Below are 23,721 nucleotides of genomic sequence, written 5' to 3'. Positions count from 1 at the left end.
GTGGTCAGCGCAGGTCGTGCAGCGCCATCCCGCCGAAGCTTTCCCAGGCCCCGAACGTGCTTTCGAGCTGCGGCAGCACGCGCATGAGTGCGTCCTTGTCGGCATGGAAGCTGGCGTCGGCGGCATCGATCTCCTGGCTGGCGGCCAGCGCGTAGGCCTGCGCCTTGTCGTGCGCTGCCGGCACCTGCTGCAGCAGCAGGATCTTCTGGCCACCCAGTGTGAACACGAGCAGGTCGCCGCGCGCACCGGGTGGACGGCGCTCGTAGCGGCGCTGCACGCCGGCGCCGATCGGGCCAGCGTCGAGCGCTACGCGCACCGTCTTGCCATGCTCGACGCCCCAGTCCAGGAACGGCACGGCCAGGCGGTAGATCTGCGCCGGATCGGTGCGCGGACTCTTGACCGTCAGGATGTCGGCGTGTTTCGCCATGCCGCTCAGCAGCGCGTTCTTGTCGGCCCACCAGTGCGGCACCACGAAGTCCAGCGTCAGCGGGCCGGCCGCCTGGCGCAGCCTGGCCGCCAGTTCAAGATAACGCCGGTCGCGCTGTGCCTGCGGCAGCACATGGGCCGGCAGCAGATACGGTTCGATGTGGTACTGCACACCCTTCAGGCGCGCTCCGTCGGCGGCGGCCGCATTGTAGGCGGCGTAGGCGCGCAGGCGTGCGATGGCCGCGCCTTGCGCAGCAGGCAGGACCATCTCGGGCGTGCCTTCCATGGCGCTGACCGAGATGCCCCGGCTGCCGGCCTGGCGCACGAACGCACCCAGTTGCGCCGCGTCGTCGACACTGCCATCCTTGATCGGGACCGTGATGAAGACCGCACCGATCTTTTGTTGAAACGCCCAGTCCAGCAGCGCTGCGCCGCGTTCGCGCCATTCGTTGGGGCTCCAGGTCCAGGTCGCGCGGGAGGCAGCGGCCGGATCGGCCTCAGCGGCGCCCTGAAGCGTCAGTGCGTCGAGCCGCAAGGTTGCCGCGCCTTGCGGACAGGCCACCGACAGCTCGCGCCAATGCGCACGGTCGAGCTTTTCGGGCAGGTCGAAGCGCGCCGTCTGCACGCGCTGCTCGCCGCTCAATGTGCCGAGATCGAACGACTGCTCGGGCTTGCCCGATGCGCCGCTTGTGACTTGCAGCGCAAAGCGGCCTTCGCCTGCGAACGCCGCCTGCATGACGGCGCGTGCGCGCGGCAGGAACCACGGACCAAGCAACGTGACGCCGGCCGGTTTGGCGCCGGCGCGGCAGGTCAGGTACAGGCGCCCGTCCTTGATGTCGGCACCCACGCGCGTCGTATCGCCATGAGTGCGCGCCTGCATCGCGCCCAGCAGGCTGGCGCCGAACGGCATCGGGGCCTGGGGCCGTGGCGCTGGCTGGTCGCTGACCAGCGTGTGTTCGCTGACGCTGAACGACTTGCCCTTGTCGGCCTCGATCCCGCGCAGCAGGATGGTCTTGCCAGGACTGGCGTCCGGCGGCAGAAAGTGCAGCGCCTGCACACCCATCACTGCCGTCGGCAACGGCAGCACGCTGCAATTGGCCTGCTGTTTGCCGGGTTCTTCCGTGACGATGGCATGCAGGATCGTGCCATCGCGCGCGGTGGTCTGCGCGGTGATGGCGCCGGGGGACACGACCAGCGGACCCGGACACAGCTGCAGACTGGCAGCAAGCGCGGGTGTGGTCGACAGCGAAAGAACAAACAGGAGTGGAAGAGAGCGTGACATGACTTGATTTTAAGTCAAGAGCCCGAATCGGCGCGTACGGTTCGGCCCCGTCAGGCGCTCTGGGTCTGGATCAGGCGCCGCACACGCGCCAGCAATGCGTTGGGCTCGAACGGCTTGCTGACGAAATCGTTGGCACCGGCATCGAGCGCGCGCACCGTATCGCGTTCGGTATTTTTTGCCGTGAGCATCAGGATGGGTACCGCGTGCCAGTCAGGCCGTGCACGCACCAGCGCAACCAGTTCGAAGCCGTCGAGGTAGGGCAGCATGACGTCCATCAGGATCAGGGCCGGCATGTCGGCGGCGGCGGCGATATGCGCGCTCGCGGCGCGGCCGTCGGCCAGATGGGTGACACGGTAGCCCTGGCGCTCGAGCATGAAGCGCAGTACCTGTGCGATGTGATCGTCGTCTTCGACAACCAGGACCAGTGGCGATGATGCTTGTTCGTTCGGCATGATGAACTCGTCAATGAATGTCCGATTATACCGATGCGCATCGCCGGTATGTGGCTTTAATTGCCAGAAAGTATCAATTACCGGCGCCGGCCTGGCGGGCCGCGCAGTGGATCGAGCAAGCCGCGCAGATCGTTGTGATCGAGCTCGTACATCAGGGCCAGCAACTGGCCCAGCTCGCCGCGTGGAAAGCCCTCGCGCGCAAGCCAGCCGAGATAGTGGCCGGGCATATCGGCAATCTTGCGGCCCTTGTATTTGCCGTAGGGCATTTCTCGAACCAGCAGGAGGGCTAAATGGTCAGCATTCATTGTGCGGCACTTTAGCAAACAACGGCGACGTTGTAGGATTCCGGAGACAAGGGAGGCCACCATGGACAATCAATTCGATCTCGACCGCTTCGTGCAGGCACAGGACCCGGTGTACGCCGCCGTGTTGACCGAGCTGCGCGCCGGCCACAAGCGCACGCACTGGATGTGGTTCGTGTTTCCGCAGATCGCCGGCCTGGGCACCAGCGCCATGGCGCAGCGGTACGCGATTGCGTCCGGCGACGAGGCGGCCGCGTATCTGGCGCATCCGGTGCTGGGAACACGTCTGCGCGAGTGCGCCGGCATTGTCGCCGCGCTCGATGCCGGGTCGGCCGGCGCCATCTTCAGCCATCCGGACGAGCTGAAATTTCACTCGTCGATGACGCTGTTTGCCGACGTCGCGCCCGATGAAGCCGTGTTCCAGGCCTGCATCGACAAATACTTCGACGGTCAGGCCGACCCGGAGACGCTGGCCCGGCTCTGATGGTGGTACTGCAAATGCGCTCAGGCCTCGGCCAGCTGCGCCAGCAGTTCGTCCGGCCGCCCGCGCACAGCCACGTGCAGGATGACCGCCGTACTCAGGCGCAGTGCCGGATGGCTGGCGCGGTGGCGCGCGAACCAGAACACCTCGTCGAGGTCTTCGTCGGCATGCTGCGACACCGTCACGATCTGTTCGGGCGGAATGTCGTCGTAGTCGAACGCTTCGAGCGCAGCGTCTTCGACGGCGTCGTGCCAGCTTTCGCACTCCTTGCCCCACGCCAGCATGCTGCGGCAGCCGGACGCGACCAGCCAGCGCGCCACGTCCCAGCGCCACATCTCGTCGCTGTCGTCGTCGATGACGACGATGGCCATGAACGGCGCCAGGTGGGTCAGGTCGGGCAGGGCGTCGTGTGGGCGTAGTTGCAGGTAATGGGCTTTGGCTTGCATGGTGTCGGTGCCGGATCGGTGGTTCAAAGGCGTCATTATCGCAGGCTCCAGGCCGCAACATGCGGCAGCCTTCAGCTGATGCGGACAAACAATAAAGTCGGACACAAAACGATCGAGTTCGACACTGGATGATAATGTTTGACACAAGAGGCCGAGACGGACATGCTCCGGGGAACTTGTGCATTTAAGCAAGAGCAGCCGTCTGGATCTGGTGGAGTAACGCGCGAGGTCGATCCGGATCTGTTACTGGGACCACCGAGATCGGGATGGCCCTGTTTATTCAATCTGGCTCATAAAATATGCGACTTCAAGGAAGAATCATCGAGTGGAATGATGAACGCGGCTTTGGTTTCGTAGTCCAGAACGGGGCAAGCGCGCGGATGTTCCTGCACGTATCTGCATTTCGCAAGGGGGGAAGTCGTCCACTTTTGGGGAGCTTGATCACCTATGAAATTCGGCGAGATGAGAAAGGTCGATTCCGGGCCGCAAGTGCTGAGCTCGTCGGCACCAGGTTATCCACGCAAAGTTCTGCCGAAGCATTTTTATCTGCAATAGCTGGCCTGGCACTTCTGCTTATGCTTGGTTATGTAGGCTATGTTCGACTCTCTCATCCGAATAGCACAATCTCCGCGAGCGTATACAAGATCGTTTCGGCGAGGGATGCACTCAAGTCGCAACCGGAGTTTCAGTGCAAGCCAGAGAAGAACTCGTGTTCGAAAATGGCATCTTGTACCGATGCGCTATTTCACCAGGAAAAATGCAACGTTCCTGATATGGACGGTGATCGCGATGGAATTCCGTGCGAGCAGCAATGGTGCAACTGAGCTTCAAACGGCAACGTTCATATCGACCATTTATCTGCCCGTAAGCCAGCTCCGGGGGCGACATCGGCATCTCAAGACAGCCGGTGACTTTTCAGCTCGACAAGTTGCCAAGCTGAAGCCAACGGCCGCGTTCGGCCAAGAGCGGTCGTTCGTGCGAACAGCGGACCCGAGGAGGTTAGGGCCTATTGGCCCGCTGGGGTTCCCAGTAAAGGTGTGCATTAGTTCAGAGGTAAAGATGGAAAATGAAAAACTCCGGGAATATCAAGTGATCTGGTGGACAGAGGATTGTGCGCGCCCTCGTGAGCGTCGTGAGCGTCTTACAGTCCAGGCCTGCAGCCTTGACGATGCTAGCAAGCAGATCAAGGAAATGTACGGATCGAATATCAAAACAAATATTTGGAATGAAGAGGACGCTGCAAAGCCCCGCTGACTGTCGCCATTTCAATGCCGACCACAGCTGCATGAACGGCTGCAATGGGTCGGAAACAGCCGGTCCCGACCCCTGCCTCTGTGGGTGGCGTTACGACGTTGTCAGGTCAGGGACGAAGTGTGTCGCAGCTATTTCGATATCCCTACAGGTCAGTCGCAGTTATTCAGCGAAAATTCGTCGCAGCTATTGGCAAAATCTGTTGGACGCAGCCCTGTGCCGCAATACCTTTCGTCACATCTATTCTAGAAAGTCACAGAACGCGCTGAAAAAAACCACAACGTACATATCGAACGGCATTATTACTTGTAGTTATGATCGCCTCCTCCGTATAATTTTCTTTTTAACAACGGTGGAGCACGGGATGAAGAGGAATAATTTGCCGAGCCTGCTGCTCGTTGCCATGGCGATGGCTGGATGCGGGGGTGGTGGCAGTGATGGCGGTGGCGCCAGTACGACGCAGCCGGCGCCTGTCGCTGTGCCGTCCCCGGTTCCCACGCCCTTACCGACCCCTGTCCCGGAACCCATTCCTGTCGCCACAATGACCGTGCAGTCAGGCGCCATTGCCCGGGTAATTGCCAGGGACACCGGCATTCAGATCGACGTGACGGCGCAAGCTGCGAACTTTACGCCAGCCGGCACGCTGTTTGCGAGCGCCAGCGACAGCGCCGGCCTGGTGCAGCCTGCCGTCACGGTGACAGCCAACGGCGCCGGCAGCTACACCTTTACGCTCACGACCCTCGCATCCCAACCGGCCAGCCGTTACACCGGCAATGTGACCATCAAACTGTGCAGCGACGCGCCTTGTACCGTTGCGCAGGCTGTTCCATCGATCACCGTCCCTTACGATGTGACCGTGCAGTCGAACCTCAGCGCCTGGCCTGGCGACAAGCTCACTGCCTTGTCCGCATTGAGCGGCGTGGCCGACTGGGCGACGTTTCAGGGGAACAATGCCCACACTGGCTATGTGCCAATCGAAGTCAACGCCGACAAGATGGTGCTGCGCTGGAAGCGCGGCGCAGTCAATAACAGCGGAAGCAACTACAGCGCCATCTCCCCACTGGTGACGTCAAATGGACGCTTCTTTGCCAGCGGGGATAAAAAACTCACGGCCTACCAGGAAAGCGATGGCGCGCCGCTCTGGAGTTACGATACCACCGGCTTGACGTACGCCTCGGTCAATCCGCCAGCGGTCAATGGTGGCGTGGTCTACATGGCAGCCGGCCAGCAACAATCGACCTACATGATGGCGTTCGATGCCGCCGACGGCAGCTTGCGCATGAAGTCGGCGATGACCTCGCAGTGGGAGAACTACCTGTCGCCAATCGTGCAGAACGGCGCGGTGTATACCAACGCCGGGACGTATGGCGGCATCTACGGCTTCGCCACGGCCGGCGAGCAATTGTTCTTTAGCAGATTGTCCCAAACTGCGGGGTGGTCGCCAGCGGGGGATGCACGCGCCATCTATGCCTATACTGGCGATGCACTGACATTGTTTGAACCGAAAACGGGTACCGTGCTGTCCTCGATCAAGGACACCGGTTTTTCCAACTACGTCTATGAGGTCGGCGGTTCCGCCGTCATCGGCGCCAACGGCGGCGTGTATGCGGCTGCCTATGCCAACGGCTACCTTAACGGCGGCAACATCGGCAATGCACTGACCCGCTTCGATACGCTCAAGGGTTTCGTGGACTGGCGCGTGCCTGGCGTGTACCGGGTCACGCCGGCCTACGCTGACGGCGTGCTGTATGCGCCCAACGCCAATCCGTACCGCATCGAAGCGCGCGCCGAGGCCACTGGTGCGCTGCTGTGGTCGTGGATTCCACCGCTGAGCGGCGAGACATCGTTTTTTGCGTCGCCTGTCGTGACAAAAAACCTGCTGATCACCAGCACCAACCTGAACACCTATGCGATCGACCTGAAAAGCCATAAAGTCGTCTGGAGCTACCCGGCGCCCGGCTACCTGGCCATCAGCCAGAACGGCATCCTGTACATTCAAAGTACCGATGGGCTGGTTGCGGTCAACCTGAAATAATCAGCAGCATGCAAATAAAAACCCCGCAGCGTTGACGCGCTGCGGGGGTTTTTATTTGTGCAAATTGTAAATATGACTGGTTTACCTCTGCTGAGCTTAGCTTTGGGGGGCACTTTCCGAAATAGATGCGACATTTTTGAAATTACGGTCACGGCAGGGTGTGAAGTAGCGAAGTCCACCGCTTCTTGCTCAGCTAGACAGCCGATCGCGGCAGTGCGCTAGCCGGCGCCGTCCAGCAGCGTGTACAGCTGCGCGATATCGATCGGTTTGACCAGGTGATGGTCAAACCCGGCCTGCAGGATTTGCTGGCGGTCGCTGTCCTGGCCGTAGCCGGTGATGGCGATCAGCAGCGCGTTCGCGGTGCCGGGGCGGGCGCGCAGGCGGCGTGCCAGTTCCAGGCCGTCGATCCCGGGCAGGCCGATATCGAGCAGGCATACCTGCGGCGGCGTGTCCAGCGTGGCGGCGAGTGCCACAAGCGGATCGTGTTCGACCTGCACCTCGTGGCCGTTCGCTTCCAGCAGCATCGCCAGCGTGACGGCCGCGTCCACATTGTCATCGACGACCAGCACGCGCAGCGACGCCGCACCGGCGTGCGGCTGCTCCTGCGCATCCGGCATCGGCGCAGCCGCCGCAGGCAGCAGCGGCAGGCAGACCGAGAAGCGGCTGCCCTGGCCTGGCCCCGCGCTGTCGCAGGCGACCTCGCCGCCGTGCAGCTCGATCAGGCTTTTCACCAGCGACAGGCCCAGTCCGAGGCCGCCCGATGACCGGTCCGAACTGCGCTCGGCCTGCGTGAACAGGTCGAAGGCGCGCGCCACCAGCTCGTGCGCCATGCCGATCCCGTTGTCGAGGACATCGATGCACAGCCTGCCGTCGCGCTCGAAGGCGCTCACGGCGAGGCGACCGCCTTCGGGTGTGTACTTGGCGGCGTTGCCCAGCAGGTTCGCCACCACCTGGACCAGGCGCTTGCGGTCGCCCAGCACTTGCGTGCCGGGCGGGGGCAGCGTCAGCGTCAGCACATGGCCGCGCGACGCGATCAGCGGCGTGACCTGTTCGACTGCTTCGTGCAGCACGGCGCCCACGTCCAGCACGGTCTGGTCCAGCTCCACCAGGCCGCGCGTGACGCGCGAGACGTCGAGCAGGTCGTCGATCAGCGCCGTCATGTGTTTGACCTGGCGCCCGATGATCTGGCTGGTGCGCTTGAGCATGCCATCGTCGAGCTTCGCGCGCTGCAGCAGTTCGGCCGCGGCGCCGATCGGCGCCAGCGGGTTGCGCAGCTCGTGCGAGAGCATCGCGAGAAATTCATCCTTGCGGCGGTCGGCTTCGCGCAGCTTGTCTTCCCACGCTTTGCGCTCGCTGATATCGCTGGCCGCGCCGATCCATTCATACAGCTTGCCGACCGCGTCGAACATCGGCACGGCGCGCGACAGCGTCCAGCCGCAACTGCCGTCGCTGCGCCAGACCCGGTGCTCCAGTTCGAGCACCGCGCTGTCCTGCATCGCGCGCGCGATCCCGGCCCGGACCAGCGCATGGTCGCCCGGCGGAATGTAGTCGTCGAGCCAGTTGCCGGTGGGGGAGTCCGTGTCCTTCATGAAACCGCGTCCTTCGAGGCGGCGCATCTCGGACCAGTCGGCGCTCATGCGGTAGATGACGTCGGCCGTTGCATTGGTCAGCGCCCGGAAGCGCTTTTCGCTTTCGCGTACGGCGGCTTCGGAGTTGATCTGGTCGGTGACGTCGATATTGCTGTGCGAGATGCACAAGAGTTGACCATCGGTGCCGAAGATCGGCGTGCTGGTCGCGGTCCAGAAGCGTTCTTCGAACCCCGTCTCGCCATTGGGCAACACGACCGGAATCGGATAGCGGATGGCGGGCAGGGTGTCGGGGCGGCTGCTGGCGCGCACCCGCGCCAGCGAGTCGCGCAGAAGCACCTCGCCGGAATCGTTGGGGTCGGCCGGATTGCCGGGAAATGCCGTGAACAGACTAAGGCCCACCAATTCTGTTCGCGTACGCGCCGACGCTTTCAGGAACGCATCGTTGACGGCAAGGATGGTTGCTTCCGGGGTCGGCGACAGCAGGTAATGCCCAAAGGGCGATCGGTTGAAGACAGACTCGAACAGGTTGTTGGGCAGCATCGATGTTCGACTAACGGTTGCAAAGGTTAAATAATTATAGGCCACATTTGACGGATGACGGGTGAACACCGGACGGCGCAGTCTTGTTGGACGTCCACTGCGCCTTGCCAAAAGTCACTTGTGGCGTGTAATTATTTTGCGACGCGCACCACCAGCTTGCCGAAATTCTTACCGTCGAGCAGGCCGATGAAGGCTTCCGGCGCTTTATCCAGTCCCTCGACGATGTCTTCGCGGTAGCGCAGCGACCCATCCTTGATCCAGCCTGCGGCTTCTTTCAGGAAGGTTGGCTCGAGCCGCTCGACAAATTCGTTCTGCAGGAAGCCGCGCACGGTCAGGCTCTTGAACAGCGTGAGGCTCAGGTCGATCGCGGCGCCTGCGCCGGCATCGTTGTAATGCGAGACCAGGCCGCACACGGGAATGCGCGCGAAGTTGTTGAGCAGTGGCTTGACCGCTTCGAGTACCTGGCCGCCGACGTTCTCGAAATACACGTCGATGCCATCCGGGCACGCCTTGGCCAGTTGCTCGGCAAAGTCCGGTGCGCGGTGGTCAACCACGGCGTCGAATTTCAGCTCATCCCTGATGAACGCGCATTTCTCCGGCCCGCCAGCGATGCCAACGGCGCGCGCACCCTTGATACGGGCGATCTGGCCGACGACCGAGCCGACGGCGCCACTGGCTGCGGCCACGACGACGGTTTCGCCTGCCTTCGGCTGGCCGATTTCCAGCAGGCCGGCATACGCGGTGAAGCCCGGCATGCCGAGCACGCCGACGGCGGTGGACACGGGCGCGCTGTCCGGATCGACGCGGCGCAGGTTGCTGCCGTCCGAGATGGCAAACGATTGCCAGCCGGAGTAGGCCACGACGACGTCGCCTTCTTTCCAGTCCGGGTGGTTCGATTGCTTGACGCGCGCGACGGTGCCGCCCACCATCACCTCGCCCAGTTCCAGCGCGGCGGCGTAGGTGGCGGTGCCGTTCATGCGCGTGCGCATGTACGGGTCGAGCGACAGGAACAGCGTTTCGAGCAGCAGTTCGCCATCGCCCGGGGTAGGGATCGGCGCATCCTCGATGCGGAAGTTCTCTTCGGTTGGCTTGCCCTTAGGGTGCGAGGCCAGGAGGATGCGGCGGTTGGTTGTTGCAGTCATGTTTGGAGCTCCATGAAGTGGATCGGATGTGACAGCATAAAGAGTGTTCGCCGATGGTGCCCACGCGCCACAGACAATCGTCGAAACTGGCTTTATGGCAATGTCATACGGCGCGAATCGAAATGGCGTGCGTATAATCGCCATACGTTTGCCCTATCACTACAGAAAAAACAACTCATGGCCTCTTCTTCCGACAACATCAGCATGGCGGTGTTCTGCGACTTTGAAAACGTCGCACTGGGCGTTCGCGACGCCAATTACGAAAAATTCGACATCAAGCCAGTGCTGGAACGCCTGCTGCTCAAGGGCAGCATCGTGGTCAAGAAGTCGTATTGCGACTGGGACCGCTACAAGGGCTTCAAGGCAGCGATGCATGAAGCGAACTTCGAGCTGATCGAGATCCCGCACGTGCGCCAGTCGGGCAAGAATTCGGCCGACATCCGCCTCGTCGTCGATGCACTCGATCTGTGCTACACGAAGTCGCATGTCAACACCTTCGTCATCATCAGCGGCGACTCCGACTTCTCGCCGCTGGTCTCGAAGCTGCGTGAAAATAACAAGCAGGTGATCGGCGTCGGCGTCAAGCAGTCGACCTCCGACCTGCTGGTGGCGAACTGCGACGAATTCATCTTTTACGATGACCTGGTGCGCGAACAGCGCCGCACCGCGGCCAAGCGCGACGAGCGCAAGGCCGCGCCGCAAACGCGCCGCTCGAACGCCAGCAACAACACCAACACCAATGTCGGCGACGACAAGCGTAAGGAAGAACTCGAAGCGCGCAAGGTGCAGGCGCTCGACATGGTGGTCGAGACGTTCGATGCGCTCACGTCCGAGCGCGGCGACACCGGCAAAATTTGGGCTTCATTGCTCAAGGACACGCTCAAGCGCCGCCGTCCCGATTTCTCGGAAACCTACTACGGCTTCCGCACCTTCGGCAACCTGCTCGAAGAAGCGCAGACGCGCGGCCTGTTCGAATTCGGTCGTGACGAAAAATCCGGCACCTATGTATTCCGCAGCGCGCATGCAGGCAACGTAGCCGCGGGCCAGGAAGCCCAGCAGGACGGCACGCAGGCGCCGGACGCCGTGGTGCAGGACATGCTCGATGCAGCAGCGCCGGTCGAGGGCAATGACGAGCCGGGCAAGAACGATGGCCGTCGCGGCCGTGGCCGCGGCGGCCGCAAGGGCGGTAACCGCAACGACTCGCCGAACGTACAAGCGCTGCCGGAGCCGGTGGCGGTCGAGGCGGAACCGCAGGAAGAACTGTTCGAAGAGCCGGCAGCACAACCGGAATCGCAACTGGAATCGCAACCGGCCCGGACCGATGGCCGTCGTGGCCGTGGCCAAGGCGGGCGCAAGGGCGGCAACCGCAACGACGCGTCCAACGTGCCGGCGCTGCTGGAGCCGGTCGCTTTCGAGCCAGAAGCACAGGACGAGACCTTCGACGAACCGGCATCGCAGCCGACGCTGGTCGTGAGCGATGCCGAGCCGGTGGAGGTCGAGGAGGCGCCGGCGCCGGTCGGGAAGGAACGTCGCCGCGCGCCACGCAAGCCATCGGCCAAGAAGCTGGCGGAGCAGGCTGCGGCCGAAGCTGCTGCTGCCGCTGAAGCCGAAGCACAGGCTGCTGCGGCGCAGGAAGAGGTCGCGCCTGAGCCAGAGGTGGAAGCAGAAGCAGAAGCAGAAGCTGAAGACACCAAACCGGCACGCACCAAGGGCGCCCGTCCGGCGCGCAAGGCCGCGCCGCGCAGCCGTCGCCCGGCCAAGCCAAAGGCCGGTTCCGACAACGGCTAATCACAGACTGCCGCGCGCCGCGCGCCGCGCGCCGCTGCGCGATGCCATAATCACCACGCCTGTCCGGTTTTCGGGCAGGCGTTGTCGTTTGATGGAGCCTCGCATGCGCGCACGTGCCGTCCTGTTGCTGCTGTCCTGTCTGGGCGCGCCCGCGCTGGCCGCCGCGCCGGCGGGTGTCGCCACCGGTCATCCGATCCTCGGCATCTGGCGACTGACGGTGCCGGGCACCGAATGCGCCGAGACCTACCGCTTTCGCGCCGACGGCACCACGTTCGTCACCAGCGCTGCCGAGGTCTCCGAAAGCGTGTATACCGTTTCCGCCCAGCCCGACAAGCAGGGCTTTTACCGCCTGCAGGACCGCATCGTCAAAGACAACGGCAAGCCCGATTGTTCGGGCAACGTCATGAAGCCGGGCGCGCAGGTCATCAACTTCATCCAGTTCCACCCGTCACGCACAATTTTTCTGATGTGCGCCGACCAGACCATGCAAACCTGTATCGGGCCATTCCGGCGCGTGCGCAGCGAAGAGGTTTGAACGCCGGTTGCCCGGCAGTGTATATTGCTGGGCAAAACGATCATCCCCGGCTTTTCATGTCCCCGTTACTCCTGTTTTGCATCCTCATCGGCTACTTCGCCTTGTTGCTGGCCGTCGCCTGGGCCACCTCGCGCGGCGCCAACAACGACAGCTTCTTCATCGGTAACAAGAGCAGCAACTGGGTGCTGGTCGCCTTCGGCATGGTCGGCACCACGCTCTCGGGCGTGACCTTCGTCAGCGTGCCGGGCGCGGTTGGCGTCGATGGCTTTGGCTATGCGCAGATCCTGATCGGCTACGTGATCGGCTACCTCGTCGTCACCTGGCTCCTGCTCCCGCTGTACTACCGGCTGCAGCTGACCTCCATCTACCATTACCTCGATGTGCGCCTCGGCCGGCGCGCCTATCAGAGCGGGGCCGGGTTCTTCATCATCTCGCGCCTGCTGGGCGCCACCGCGCGCCTGTACCTGGTGGTCAACATCCTGCAGGCGGTCATCCTCGACAGCCTGGGCGTGCCGTTCTGGCTCAGCACCCTCGTCGTGCTGGGGATGATCCTGCTGTACACCTACCAGGGTGGCGTCAAGACCATTGTCTGGACCGACACGCTGCAAACGACCGGCATGCTGTTCGGCCTGTTCGCGTGCGCCTGGTTCCTGCTGGGCGAACTGAACCTGTCGGTGCCGGACAGCCTGGAGCAGATGCGCTCGAGCGGCCTGGCCAGTGTCTTCACGCATGACGTGAACAGCCCGAATTTCTGGCTCAAGCAGATCGTGGCCGGCGCGCTGATCACCATCACCATGACGGGGATGGACCAGGAAATGATGCAGAAGACCATCTCGGTCAAGACGCTGGCCGACTCGCAAAAGAACCTGCTGGCGCTGACCGCCGTGCTGGTGGTCGTGCTGCTGTCGTTCCTGTTCCTGGGCGGCCTGCTGTACCTGTACGCGCCGACCGTGGGCGTGACGGCCACCGGCGACAAGATCTTCCCGGCTGTGGTCATGGGCCACCTGCCGCCCGCGCTGCAGATCGTCTTTTTGATCGCGCTGATCTCGGCGCTGTTTCCCAGTGCCGATGGCGCGATCACGGCGCTGACCTCGTCCACCTGCATCGACCTGCTGGGCATCAAGCGCAGGAAGGATTTGACCCAAATGCAGGCTGAGGGCCTGCGTCGCCGCGTGCACCTGGGCTACGCGTTCCTGTTCCTGCTGCTCGTGATGGGCTTCAAGGCCGCCGACAATCCCAGCATGATCGGCGTGATCCTCAAGCTCGCGGCGTACACCTATGGCCCGCTGCTTGGCCTGTTCGCGTTCGGCATGTTCACGGCGCGCATGCCACGCAATCGCCTTGTCCCGCTGGTCACGATCGGCGCGCCGGTCCTGTGCGCGATCCTTGAGTACAATCAGGCATATTTGCTCGGCTCGTACCGGCTCGGGCTGGAACTCTTGATGATCAACGGCATGCTGGTGTTCGCGGGGCTGTACGCGATCTCGCTGCGCACCGGCAGCCGTCCTTCCATGCAGTCCGCTTAACCTTTGCATCAATCTTTTATGGAGTTTCGATGGCCTTCAAGCCCCTGAGCGCCCTGCGGCGCGGGTTCGTCATGCTGTGGACCGCGCTCGACGTGACCCGCCGCACCTTCGTCAATCTGCTGTTCCTGCTGATCGTGATCCTCGTGGTCTCGCTGTTCTTCAGCGGCGGCGTCAAGCCGATCGCGAACAAGACGGCGCTGGTGCTCGAGATCCGGGGCGACCTGGTCGAGCAGTATGAAACCACGCTGCGCGACACGGTGCTCGACAATGTCGGTGGCGATTCCAAGCGTACCGTGCGCCTGCGCGACGTGATCGTCGTGCTCGATGCGGCTGCGCGCGATCCGAACATCTCGAGCGTCGTGCTGCTGCTCGACGAGATGCAGGGCGGCGGCATGGCCATGCTGCGCGAGATCGGCGCTGCGGTCGATCGCGTCAAGAAGAGCGGCAAGACGGTCGTGGCCTGGAGCGGCAGCTACGACCAGAAGCGCTACCTGGTTGCATCGCATGCCAGCGAAGTCTATGTCCATCCGATGGGCATGGTCATGATCGAAGGCTTCGGCGGGCGCCGCAACTATTACCGCGATGCGCTCGACAAGGTCGGCGTCACGGTCAACCTGATCAAGGTCGGCACCTACAAGAGCGCTGCCGAGCCGTATATCGCCAACGGCCCGTCCGACGCCGCGCGCGAAGCCGACGCGTATCTGTACAACGCGCTGTGGTCCGGCTACACGGGCCTGGTCGAAAAAAACCGCAAGCTGCCCGATGGTGCGATTGCGGGCATGATCGAATCGCTCCCCGAGCGCATGGAAAATGCCGGCGGCAGCGCTGCGAAAGTGGCGCTGCAGGCAAAACTGGTCGATGGCCTGAAAACCCGCGACGAACTGCGCGACCTGATGATCAAGCGCGGCGCGCCGGATGACGACAACAAATCGTTCCGCCAGATCGGTTTCTATGATTACTTGTCGCGCAACCCGCAGAAGCAGTTCGGCGATGCGGTCGGCGTGGTGGTGGCATCCGGCTCGATCACCGATGGCGACGGCGGCCCCGGCGTGATCGGCGGGCGCAGCATGGCCAACCTGATTCGTCAGGCGCGCGAGGACGACAACATCAAGGCGCTGGTGCTGCGTGTCGATTCGCCCGGCGGCAGCGCTTACGGGTCTGAACTGATCCGCCGTGAGCTCGAACTGACGCGCGCCGCCGGCAAGCCGGTGGTCGTGTCGATGGGCAGCGTGGCGGCGTCCGGCGGCTACTGGATCTCGATGGCGTCCGATGAAGTGATTGCCGACCCGGCCACCATCACCGGGTCGATCGGCGTGTTCGCACTGCTGCCGACGGCCGACAAGGTTGCCGCCAAGCTGGGCATCCACACCGATGGCGTGACCACGACCTGGCTGGCCGATGCCTACAATCCGCTGCGTCCACTCGATCCGCGCTTCCAGCAGCTGGTCCAGTCGAGCATCAACAACGTCTACAGCGACTTCACCACCAAAGCCGCGGCGGCGCGCAAGACCACGCCGGCCAAGATCGATGAAGTCGGGCAGGGCCGTGTCTGGACCGGTGTCCAGGCCAAGGAGCGCGGCCTGGTCGATCGCCTGGGCGGCTACAACGATGCGCTGGCCTCGGCTGCCGGCCGCGCCAAGCTGGGCAAGGATTACCGCGTTGTGTATGTCGAGCGGCCAGTCACGCGCGTCGAGCGTTTCCTGCAAATGGCGGGCGCCTCGGCGGTCCAGGCGATGACCATTCAGGTCAAGCTGGGCCTGATCGAGAACGCGATTCCTGCCGGACCGGTAAACCAGGTTGCCGCCGACATGGCGTTCCTGTCGGAGCTGACCACCGAGCGCAAGCCGTTTGCTGCCGTCACGCACTGCTTCTGCGGCAACTGGTGAAGTACGCAAGCGCGTACACGCTTCACATGTAGCGACTTTGTAACTGATTGAGACAAAGGCGGGACGGGCGCAACACCTTGGTGTCGCGCCCGTTTGCCGTTTACTGCCGTCATCCAGGGGCTAACCGTGTAAATCGGTGTAAATCGGTGTCAAGCGGGGGTAACCGGGCGGCGTTTCAAGGCCGGTTCGCCCGGTATTCTATGTACGTTACGAAACATTCCATGTGAAACTCGCATGCTACAGTCGTCGTGAGTAGTAGTGCGTAGCGCGCATTGACAAAAAAATCGACAAGGACAAGCATGGACCAGCATTCTCCGATCCCTCCCGCCACCAGCCGCCCGCCGCGTAAAAAGCGCACCCGTGTCATCGGCGGCACCATCGCCGTGCTGTCGATGGCCGCCCTGGGTTACCTGGCCTGGACGCTGATCAATCCGGCGCCTGCTAGCGGCCCGGGCGGACCGGGCATGTCGGCAGGCGGGCCTGGTGGGGGCGGTGGCGGTGGTCGTGGCCCTGGCGGCGGACGGGGCGGCCCGGCGACGACGGTCGGTGTCGCGACCGCAACGCTGGCCAACATTCCCGTCACGCTCGAAGCGCTGGGTACCGTGGTGCCGGCTGCCATCGTGACCGTGCGCCCGCAGGTCTCGGGCGTGGTCCAGAAGATCCACTTTACCGAGGGCGAGCTGGTCAAGCCGGGCCAGGTGCTGGCGACGATCGACCCGCGCCCGTTCCAGATGGCGCTGCTGCAGGCACGTGGACAGCGTCAGCGCGACGAAGCGCAGCTCGACAGCGCGCGCGTCACGCTCAAACGCTTCCAGACCCTGCTCGAACAGGATTCGATCGCGCGCCAGGAAGTCGATACCCAGGCCGCGCTGGTCAAACAGCTCGAAGGCACGGCGACGATCGACCGCGCCGCCGAAGGCACGGCCCAGCTCAATCTCGATTACGCCACGGTGCGCGCACCGATTGGCGGACGCGTCGGCCTGCGCACGGTCGACGTGGGCAACCTGGTGGGCAGTGGCGACACTGCCGGCATCGCCGTGATCACGCAGCTGGCGCCGATCGACGTCGAATTCGCGGTGCCGCAGGACGGCTTGCCGGTGCTTCAGCAGCGCATCACGCAAGGCGCGAAGCTGCCGGCCACGGCGCTGGACCGCACCCGCACCGATGCGCTGGCCACGGGCAGCTTCATCGCGCTGGACAACCAGGTCGACACGTCGACCGGCACCGTGCGCGCCAAGGCCCGCTTTACCAACACGGATGGCAAGCTGTTCCCGAGCCAGTTCGTCAACCTGCGTCTGACGGTCAACACGATCCAGAATGCGGTGCAGGTGCCGGTCACGGCGCTGCGCCACGGTACCGACGGCGACTTCGTCTACGTCCTCGACGCTGCCAAGCGCACCGTGTCGCTGCGCACCGTCACGCGCGGCCAGGCGACGGTGGACAAGGTGCAGATCGCCAGCGGCCTGAAAGCCGGTGAGCAGGTGATTACGGAAGGCGCCGACCGTCTGCGCGATGGCGCGAGCGTGGTGCTGCCGGGCGATAAACCGGGCGGCGCGCGTGGCGCGGGGCAGGGCGCACGCCAGGGCGCAGGCCGGCCGGCGCAGGGAGCGCAGCGATGATGGTGCGGCATTGCGCGCACGGGAGCAACGCGTGAGCCCCTCCACCCCCTTTATCCAGCGTCCGGTCGCCACCGCATTACTGATGCTGGCGATCGTGCTCTCGGGCCTGGTCGGCTACCGCTTCCTGCCGCTGGCGGCGCTGCCGCAGGTCGACTTCCCGACCATCCAGGTGCAGACGCTGTACCCGGGCGCCAGTCCCGAAGTCATGGCGCGTACCGTCACCGCACCCCTCGAACGCCAGTTTGGCCAGATGGCCGGTTTGACCCGCATGAGTTCCACCAGCGCTGCCGGCGTGTCGATGGTCACGCTGCAGTTCGCGCTGGGCGAGACGCTCGACGTGGCCGAGCAGGAAGTGCAGGCCGCGATCAATGCCGGTGGCTCGCTGCTGCCGACCGACCTGCCGGCGCCGCCCGTCTACGCCAAGGTCAATCCGGCCGACGCGCCGGTGCTCACGCTCGCGATCACGTCCGACACGCTGCCGCTGACTGAAGTCCAGAACCTCGTCAACACGCGCCTGGCCCTGAAGATCAGCCAGGTGTCCGGCGTGGGCCAGGTGTCGCTGTCCGGCGGCCAGCGCCCGGCCGTACGCATCCAGGCCGATACTGCCGCCCTCGCATCGTATGGCCTGGGCCTCGACACGCTGCGCACCGCGATCACCGCCGCCAACGCCAATAGCGCCAAGGGTAGCTTCGACGGCCCGACGCGTTCGTACGCGATCAATGCCAACGACCAGCTGGTCACGGTGCCCGACTACCAGAACCTGATCGTCGCCTACCGCAACGGCGCGCCGGTCAAGCTGCTCGAAGTGGCCAAGGTCGTCGACAGCGCCGAGAACGTGCGCCTGGGCGCCTGGGCCAATATGAAGCCTGCGATCATCCTGAACGTGCAGCGCCAGCCGGGTGCGAACGTCATCGCCACCGTTGACGCAATCAAGGCGCGCCTGCCCGAACTGCAGGCCGGTTTGCCAAGCGCGCTGCGCATGGATGTGCTGAGCGACCGCACCACAGGCATTCGCGCCTCGGTCAAGCACGTGCAGATCGAGCTGGTGCTGGCCGTGATCATGGTGGTGCTGGTGATCTTCGCGTTCCTGCACGACCTGCGCGCAACCGTGATTGCCAGCCTGGCCGTGCCGATCTCGCTGATCGGCAGCTTCGGTGTCATGTACCTGCTTGGCTACAGCCTGAACAACCTGTCGCTGATGGCGCTGACGATTGCCACCGGCTTTGTCGTCGACGATGCGATCGTGATGATCGAGAACATCGCGCGCTATATCGAAAAAGGCGAAGCGCCGATGGCCGCCGCAATCAAGGGCGCCACGCAGATTGGCTTTACGATCATTTCGCTGACCGTCTCGCTGATCGCCGTGCTGATCCCGCTGCTGTTCATGGGCGACGTGGTCGGCCGCCTGTTCCGCGAATTTGCCGTCACGCTGGCCATCACGATCCTGATCTCGGGCGTGGTGTCGCTCACGCTCGTGCCGATGATGGCCGGGCGCTGGCTGCGCAGCCATGAGAACGAAAAGCCAAGCCGCTTCGCCGTCAAGTTCCAGGCCTTCTTCGACCGCGTGATCGCGCGCTACGACGTGATGCTGGGCTGGGTGCTGAAGCGCCAGGGCCTGACGCTGCTCGTCGCCCTGGCCACCGTGGTGCTGACTGCCGTGATGTGGACAATCATTCCGAAAGGCCTGTTCCCGACCCAGGACACCGGCCAGCTGCAGGCGCGCGTGCAGGCACGCCAGTCGATCTCGTACCTTGATATGGCCAAGCTGCAGCAGGAAGCGGCGCGCCGCATCATGCAGGATGCGGCGGTCGAATCGGTCGCGTCGTACGTCGGCGTCGACGCGGCCAACAACACGATGCTCCATACCGGCACCATGCTGATCAACCTGAAGGCCGATCGTGGCGACCAGGCCGAAACGATGGTGCGTCTGCGCGAGCGCGTGGCGGGTGTGGCAGGTCTGCAGCTGTTCCTGCAGCCGACCCAGGACCTGACGATCGACGCCGAAAGCGGCCCGACCCAGTACCGCTTCTCGGTCGAAGGCGCCGACACTGACCTGGTCAACGAGTGGGCACGCAAGCTGACGACCAGAATCGGCACCTTGCCCGAGCTGCGCACGGCCGTCACCGATGCCGGCGCGACCGGCGCTGCCGCCTTCATCGACATTGACCGCGACACGGCCTCGCGCCTGTCGATCACGGCCGCGTCGATTGACGATGCGCTCTATAGCGCCTATGGCCAGCGGATCGTCTCGACGATTTTCACCGAGACCAACCAGTACCGCGTGATTCTCGAGGCGCAGCAGGACAAGGCGATGTCGATTGCCGCGCTGGGCCGGCTGCAACTGCGCACCGGCTCGGGCCAGTCGACCCCGCTGTCGGCGGTGGCCACGATCAGCGAGCGCCAGGCGCCGCTGCAGGTGATCCACGTGGCGCAGTACCCGGCGGCCACAGTCGGTTTCGATACCGCGGCCGGCGCGTCGCTGGGCGATGCGGTGGCCGCGATTCGCGCCGCTGCCGTCGACCTTGGCATGCCGGCCTCGGTCAGCATGACGTTCCTGGGCGCATCCGGTGCCTACGAGTCGTCGCTGTCAAACCAGCTGTGGCTGATCATGGCGGCCGTCGTCTGCGTCTACATCGTGCTGGGCGTGCTGTATGAAAGTTATATCCACCCGCTGACCATCCTGTCGACGCTGCCGTCGGCCGGCGTGGGCGCGCTGCTGGCCTTGTGGGTCAGTGGCCAGGGGCTGGGCGTGATCGGCATCATCGGTATGATCCTGTTGATCGGCATCGTCAAAAAGAACGCGATCATGATGATCGACTTTGCGATCGAGGCCGAGCGCGAAGAAGGCAAGTCGCCGCTCGACGCGATCCGCCAGGCGGCCTTGCTGCGTTTCCGTCCGATCCTGATGACGACGCTGGCGGCGCTGTTTGCGGCCGTGCCGCTGATGCTGGGCACGGGCGAGGGCGCCGAGCTGCGCCGCCCACTGGGCCTGGCGATGTTCGGTGGCCTGGTCCTGAGCCAGCTGCTGACGTTGTTTACGACGCCGGTGATCTACCTGGCGTTCGACCGTACCGCACGGCGCCTGACGGGTAAAGCCCAAGGTGACGCTGAAAGCAAAACCGAGGGGGCGGGCGCATGAACCTGTCGCGCCCCTTCGTCGAGCGGCCGATCGCCACGGTGCTGCTGACCATCGGCCTCGCGCTGGCCGGCATCGCCGCCTACTTCGTGCTGCCGGTGGCGCCGCTGCCGCAGGTCGACTACCCGACCATTTCGGTGTCGGCGTCGCTGCCGGGCGCCAGTCCGGAAACGATGGCGTCGAGCGTGGCCACGCCGCTCGAGCGGCGCCTTGGCGCGATTGCCGGCGTCAATGAAATGACATCCAGCAGCGGCACCGGATCGAGCCGGATCAACCTGCAATTCGAACTGAATCGCCAGATCGATTCCGCCGCGCGCGAAGTGCAGGCGGCGATCAGCGCCTCGCGCGCCGACCTGCCGGCCACGCTGCGCAGCAATCCGACCTACCGTAAAGCCAACCCTTCAGATGCGCCGGTGCTGATCCTGGCGCTGACGTCCAAGACCAAAGAGCCGGCCGAGATTTTCGAGTCGGTCTCGAACCTCGTGCAGCAGCGCCTGGCGCAGGTCAAGGGCGTCGGCGAAGTCGAAATCGGCGGCGGCTCGCTGCCGGCCGTACGCGTCGAGCTGGTGCCGTATTCGCTGAACCGCTATGGCGTCTCGGCCGAAGACGTGCGCGCCGCGATCCAGGCCACCAACCCGAACCGCCCCAAGGGCGAGATCGAAGGCAACGGCAACCGCCTGCAGATCTATTCGCAGCCGGCCGGCGGCGATGGACGCAGCGCCGCCGATTACAAGGACCTCGTGGTCGCGTGGCGCAATGGCGCCGCCGTGCGCCTGTCCGACGTGGCCACCGTGTTCGATGGCCCAGAAAACATCTACACGCTGGGCCTGTTCAACGGGCGGCCCGCCGTCATCGTGCTGGTCACGCGCCAGCCCGACGCGAACGTCATCGAGACCGTCGACGGCATCCGCGACCTGCTGCCGTCGCTGCAGGCGCAGCTGCCCGGCGACATCCAGCTGGCGATCGCGTCGGACCGCACCAATTCGATCCGCGCCTCGCTGCACGAAATCGAATTCACGCTCGTGCTGTCGATCGTGCTGGTGGTGGCCGTGGTCAGCGTGTTCCTGCGCAGCCTGCGCGCGACCGTGATTCCCGCAGTGGCCACGGTGGTCTCGCTGCTGGGCACTTTCGGCGTCATGTATGCGCTGGGCTTTTCGCTCAACAACCTGTCGCTGATGGCGCTGACGGTGGCCGCCGGCTTTGTCGTCGACGATGCCATCGTGGTGCTGGAAAATACGGCGCGCCATATCGAGAACGGCATGGACCGCATGGCGGCGGCATTGCTCGGTGCGCGCGAAGTGGGCTTCACGGTGCTGTCGATTTCACTGTCGCTGGTGGCCGTGTTCATCCCGCTGCTGTTCATGGGCGGGCAGGTGGGGCGTCTGTTCCGCGAATTCGCCGTCACGCTGTCAGCGGCGGTCATGATTTCGCTCGTGATTTCGCTGACCACCACGCCGATGATGTGCGCCTGGCTGCTGCGTCCCGAAGACAAGGACAAGAAGCCGGGGCGCCTCGCGCGCTGGTCCGAAGGCGGCTTTGCGCGCGTGCTGCGCGTCTACGAGCATGCGCTGGACTGGGCGCTGGCCAGCAAGGTGCTGGTCATGATCATCCTGTTGTTTACGGTTGGTCTCAACATCTACCTGTTTACCAATGCACCGAAGGGCTTCTTCCCGCAACAGGATTCGGGCCAGATGAATGGCGGCATCCGCGCCGACCAGAGCATTTCGTCGCAGGCCATGCAGAAGAAGATTTATCAGCTGGTCGAGATCATCCGCAAGGATCCGGCGGTTGAAACGGTGGTGGCGTTCACGGGCGGCGGGCGCGCCGGCGGCGGCTTCATGTTCGTCAATCTCAAACCGGTGAGCGAGCGCGATGTCGCAGCGCAGGCCGTAATCGCGCGCCTGCGTCCGCAACTGGCCAAGGTCACGGGCATCTCGATCTTCCTGAACCCAGTGCAGGATTTGCGCATGGGCGGGCGTTCGAGCAACTCCACCTACCAGTACACGCTCAAGAGCGACAATGCCGAAGACCTCAAGCTGTGGGCTGCCAGACTGGCCGAGGCCATGAAAGGGCAGCCCGCGCTGGTCGACGTCGACACCGACCAGGCCGAAAACGGCGTGGAAACCTATGTCACCATCGACAAGGAGAGTGCGGCGCGCATGGGCATCACCACGCGCGACGTCACCAATGCGCTGTACAACGCGTTCGGCCAGCGCCAGGTAGCAAACATCTATGATGAGCTGAACCAGTACCACGTCGTGATGGGTGTGGCGCAGAAGTATGCGCAGTCGCCCGAAGCGCTGAAGGACGTGTACGTGCCGGCGCGGGCCGCTGGCGGGAGCCAGAATGTGGTCTCGTCCAGCACCGGCACGGCTGCCGCCGCCGGCGCTGCAGGCGCGGCGACCTCGGCGACAGCGAGCCTGACGGCGGCGCGCGATCCGTCCGGCGGCCAGGCGCTGGCCGACAGCGCCGCGACGATGGTGCCGCTGTCGGCGATCGCCAGCTTCGCCGAAAGCGCGACCGCCACCTCGGTCAGCCACCAGGATGGCGAACTGGCCACCACGGTGTCGTACAACCTGAACGAAGGCTTCACGCTGACCGACGGTGAAGCCGCCGTGCGCCAGGCCGAAGCCGACATCGGCATGCCGACCAATGTGCGCGGCAGTTCCCAGGGCACCGCTGCGGCGGCGCAGGCATCGAGCCAGGAGCAGCCGCTGCTGATTCTGGCTGCCATTATCGTCATCTACATCGTGCTCGGCATCCTGTACGAAAGCCTGATCCATCCGATCACCGTGCTCTCGACGCTGCCGTCGGCGGGTGTGGGCGCGGTGCTGGCGCTGTTGATGTTCAAGATGGAGTTCTCGATCATCGCGCTGATCGGCGTGTTCCTGTTGATCGGCATCGTGAAGAAAAATGCGATCCTGATCATCGACTTCGCGCTGGAGGCCGAGCGCGCACGGGGCCTTACCGCAATGGAAGCGGTGCGCGAAGCCTGCATGCTGCGCTTCCGCCCGATCCTGATGACGACGCTGGCCGCCGCGCTGGGGGCGTTGCCGCTGGCGATCGGCTTCGGCGAAGGCTCCGAGCTGCGCCGGCCGCTGGGCATCGCCATCATCGGCGGCCTGGTCGCCAGCCAGCTCCTGACACTGCTTACCACGCCGGTCGTGTATGTCCTGCTCGACAAGCTGCGCACCCGCAAACCCGATGAACACGCGCTGACCCGCCACCCGCACGACGTCGACCCGACGCCGGGTACCGGTCCATCGCTCGCCAAACCATGATGCC

The 23,721-nt window shown here is 64.2% G+C and carries 17 protein-coding genes; 11 read left to right on the top strand and 6 right to left on the bottom strand.

Annotation, left to right across the window (positions count from 1 at the left end; genetic code table 11):
* Positions 1-4: 4 nt before the first annotated feature.
* The 3 genes from AC56LY_RS12260 to AC56LY_RS12250 all read right to left on the bottom strand — a co-directional run bounded on the left by AC56LY_RS12260 (position 5) and on the right by AC56LY_RS12250 (position 2,465).
* Positions 5-1,708, bottom strand: a complete 1,704-nt coding sequence (locus AC56LY_RS12260) for a hypothetical protein (RefSeq protein WP_499579782.1) — start codon at positions 1,706-1,708, stop codon at positions 5-7.
* Between the two features lie 50 nt (positions 1,709-1,758).
* Complete coding sequence (locus tag AC56LY_RS12255; RefSeq protein WP_499579779.1) at positions 1,759-2,160, bottom strand: response regulator transcription factor; 402 nt, start codon at positions 2,158-2,160, stop codon at positions 1,759-1,761.
* A gap of 77 nt (positions 2,161-2,237) precedes the next feature.
* Positions 2,238-2,465 (bottom strand): DUF3820 family protein, encoded by a 228-nt coding sequence (locus AC56LY_RS12250; RefSeq protein ID WP_332531170.1) that lies wholly within the window; start codon positions 2,463-2,465, stop codon positions 2,238-2,240.
* Between the two features lie 61 nt (positions 2,466-2,526).
* On the opposite strand from AC56LY_RS12250, the gene AC56LY_RS12245 reads away from it, so the two are divergent.
* Complete coding sequence (locus tag AC56LY_RS12245; protein ID WP_499579770.1) at positions 2,527-2,946, top strand: DUF1810 domain-containing protein; 420 nt, start codon at positions 2,527-2,529, stop codon at positions 2,944-2,946.
* 20 nt (positions 2,947-2,966) lie between these two features.
* Here AC56LY_RS12245 and AC56LY_RS12240 read toward each other — a convergent pair whose 3' ends face one another.
* On the bottom strand, positions 2,967-3,425 hold the full coding sequence (locus tag AC56LY_RS12240) for a DUF7684 family protein (RefSeq protein ID WP_499579767.1): 459 nt from the start codon (positions 3,423-3,425) through the stop codon (positions 2,967-2,969).
* A 263-nt stretch (positions 3,426-3,688) separates the two neighbouring features.
* Between AC56LY_RS12240 and AC56LY_RS12235 the strand changes: the two genes are divergently transcribed.
* The 3 genes from AC56LY_RS12235 (at position 3,689) to AC56LY_RS12225 (ending at position 6,675) form a co-directional block, all read left to right on the top strand.
* A complete protein-coding gene (locus tag AC56LY_RS12235; RefSeq protein ID WP_499579764.1) occupies positions 3,689-4,213 on the top strand; it encodes a cold-shock protein in 525 nt (174 codons plus the stop codon).
* The gene (locus tag AC56LY_RS12230) at positions 4,125-4,643 is read left to right on the top strand and encodes a hypothetical protein (RefSeq protein ID WP_499582076.1); all 519 of its coding nucleotides are present in this window, start codon (positions 4,125-4,127) and stop codon (positions 4,641-4,643) included. The genes AC56LY_RS12235 and AC56LY_RS12230 overlap by 89 nt, the downstream gene beginning before the upstream one ends.
* 538 nt (positions 4,644-5,181) lie before the next feature.
* Positions 5,182-6,675, top strand: a complete 1,494-nt coding sequence (locus AC56LY_RS12225; RefSeq protein ID WP_499579762.1) for an outer membrane protein assembly factor BamB family protein — start codon at positions 5,182-5,184, stop codon at positions 6,673-6,675.
* 218 nt (positions 6,676-6,893) lie between these two features.
* On the opposite strand, the gene AC56LY_RS12220 is transcribed toward AC56LY_RS12225, so the two are convergent.
* Positions 6,894-8,804, bottom strand: coding sequence for a PAS domain-containing hybrid sensor histidine kinase/response regulator (locus tag AC56LY_RS12220; protein ID WP_499579759.1), 1,911 nt, complete (start codon positions 8,802-8,804; stop codon positions 6,894-6,896).
* Positions 8,805-8,935: 131 nt separating this feature from the next.
* A complete protein-coding gene (curA, locus tag AC56LY_RS12215) occupies positions 8,936-9,946 on the bottom strand; it encodes an NADPH-dependent curcumin/dihydrocurcumin reductase (protein WP_499579757.1) in 1,011 nt (336 codons plus the stop codon).
* 177 nt (positions 9,947-10,123) lie between these two features.
* On the opposite strand from curA, the gene AC56LY_RS12210 reads away from it, so the two are divergent.
* From AC56LY_RS12210 to AC56LY_RS12180, 7 genes are all read left to right on the top strand, one after another.
* Positions 10,124-11,734 carry an NYN domain-containing protein gene (locus AC56LY_RS12210; protein ID WP_499579755.1) on the top strand — a complete coding sequence of 537 codons (1,611 nt, stop codon included), beginning with the start codon at positions 10,124-10,126 and terminating at the stop codon, positions 11,732-11,734.
* A gap of 103 nt (positions 11,735-11,837) precedes the next feature.
* Positions 11,838-12,269, top strand: a complete 432-nt coding sequence (locus AC56LY_RS12205; protein WP_499579751.1) for a hypothetical protein — start codon at positions 11,838-11,840, stop codon at positions 12,267-12,269.
* Between the two features lie 56 nt (positions 12,270-12,325).
* Positions 12,326-13,795 carry a sodium:solute symporter gene (locus tag AC56LY_RS12200; protein WP_499579750.1) on the top strand — a complete coding sequence of 490 codons (1,470 nt, stop codon included), beginning with the start codon at positions 12,326-12,328 and terminating at the stop codon, positions 13,793-13,795.
* A gap of 29 nt (positions 13,796-13,824) precedes the next feature.
* The gene (sppA, locus tag AC56LY_RS12195; RefSeq protein WP_499579748.1) at positions 13,825-15,681 is read left to right on the top strand and encodes a signal peptide peptidase SppA; all 1,857 of its coding nucleotides are present in this window, start codon (positions 13,825-13,827) and stop codon (positions 15,679-15,681) included.
* A gap of 299 nt (positions 15,682-15,980) precedes the next feature.
* Positions 15,981-17,300, top strand: coding sequence for an efflux RND transporter periplasmic adaptor subunit (locus AC56LY_RS12190; protein WP_499579746.1), 1,320 nt, complete (start codon positions 15,981-15,983; stop codon positions 17,298-17,300).
* A 31-nt stretch (positions 17,301-17,331) separates the two neighbouring features.
* Entirely contained in the window at positions 17,332-20,439 is a 3,108-nt protein-coding gene (locus AC56LY_RS12185; protein WP_499579743.1) for an efflux RND transporter permease subunit, read from the top strand.
* Complete coding sequence (locus AC56LY_RS12180) at positions 20,436-23,717, top strand: efflux RND transporter permease subunit (protein WP_499579740.1); 3,282 nt, start codon at positions 20,436-20,438, stop codon at positions 23,715-23,717. The genes AC56LY_RS12185 and AC56LY_RS12180 overlap by 4 nt, the downstream gene beginning before the upstream one ends.
* Positions 23,718-23,721: the final 4 nt, after the last annotated feature.

It is taken from the genome of Telluria sp. ZT3P25 (assembly GCF_059685895.1).
This window is presented reverse-complemented; position numbering and strand designations above follow the sequence as displayed.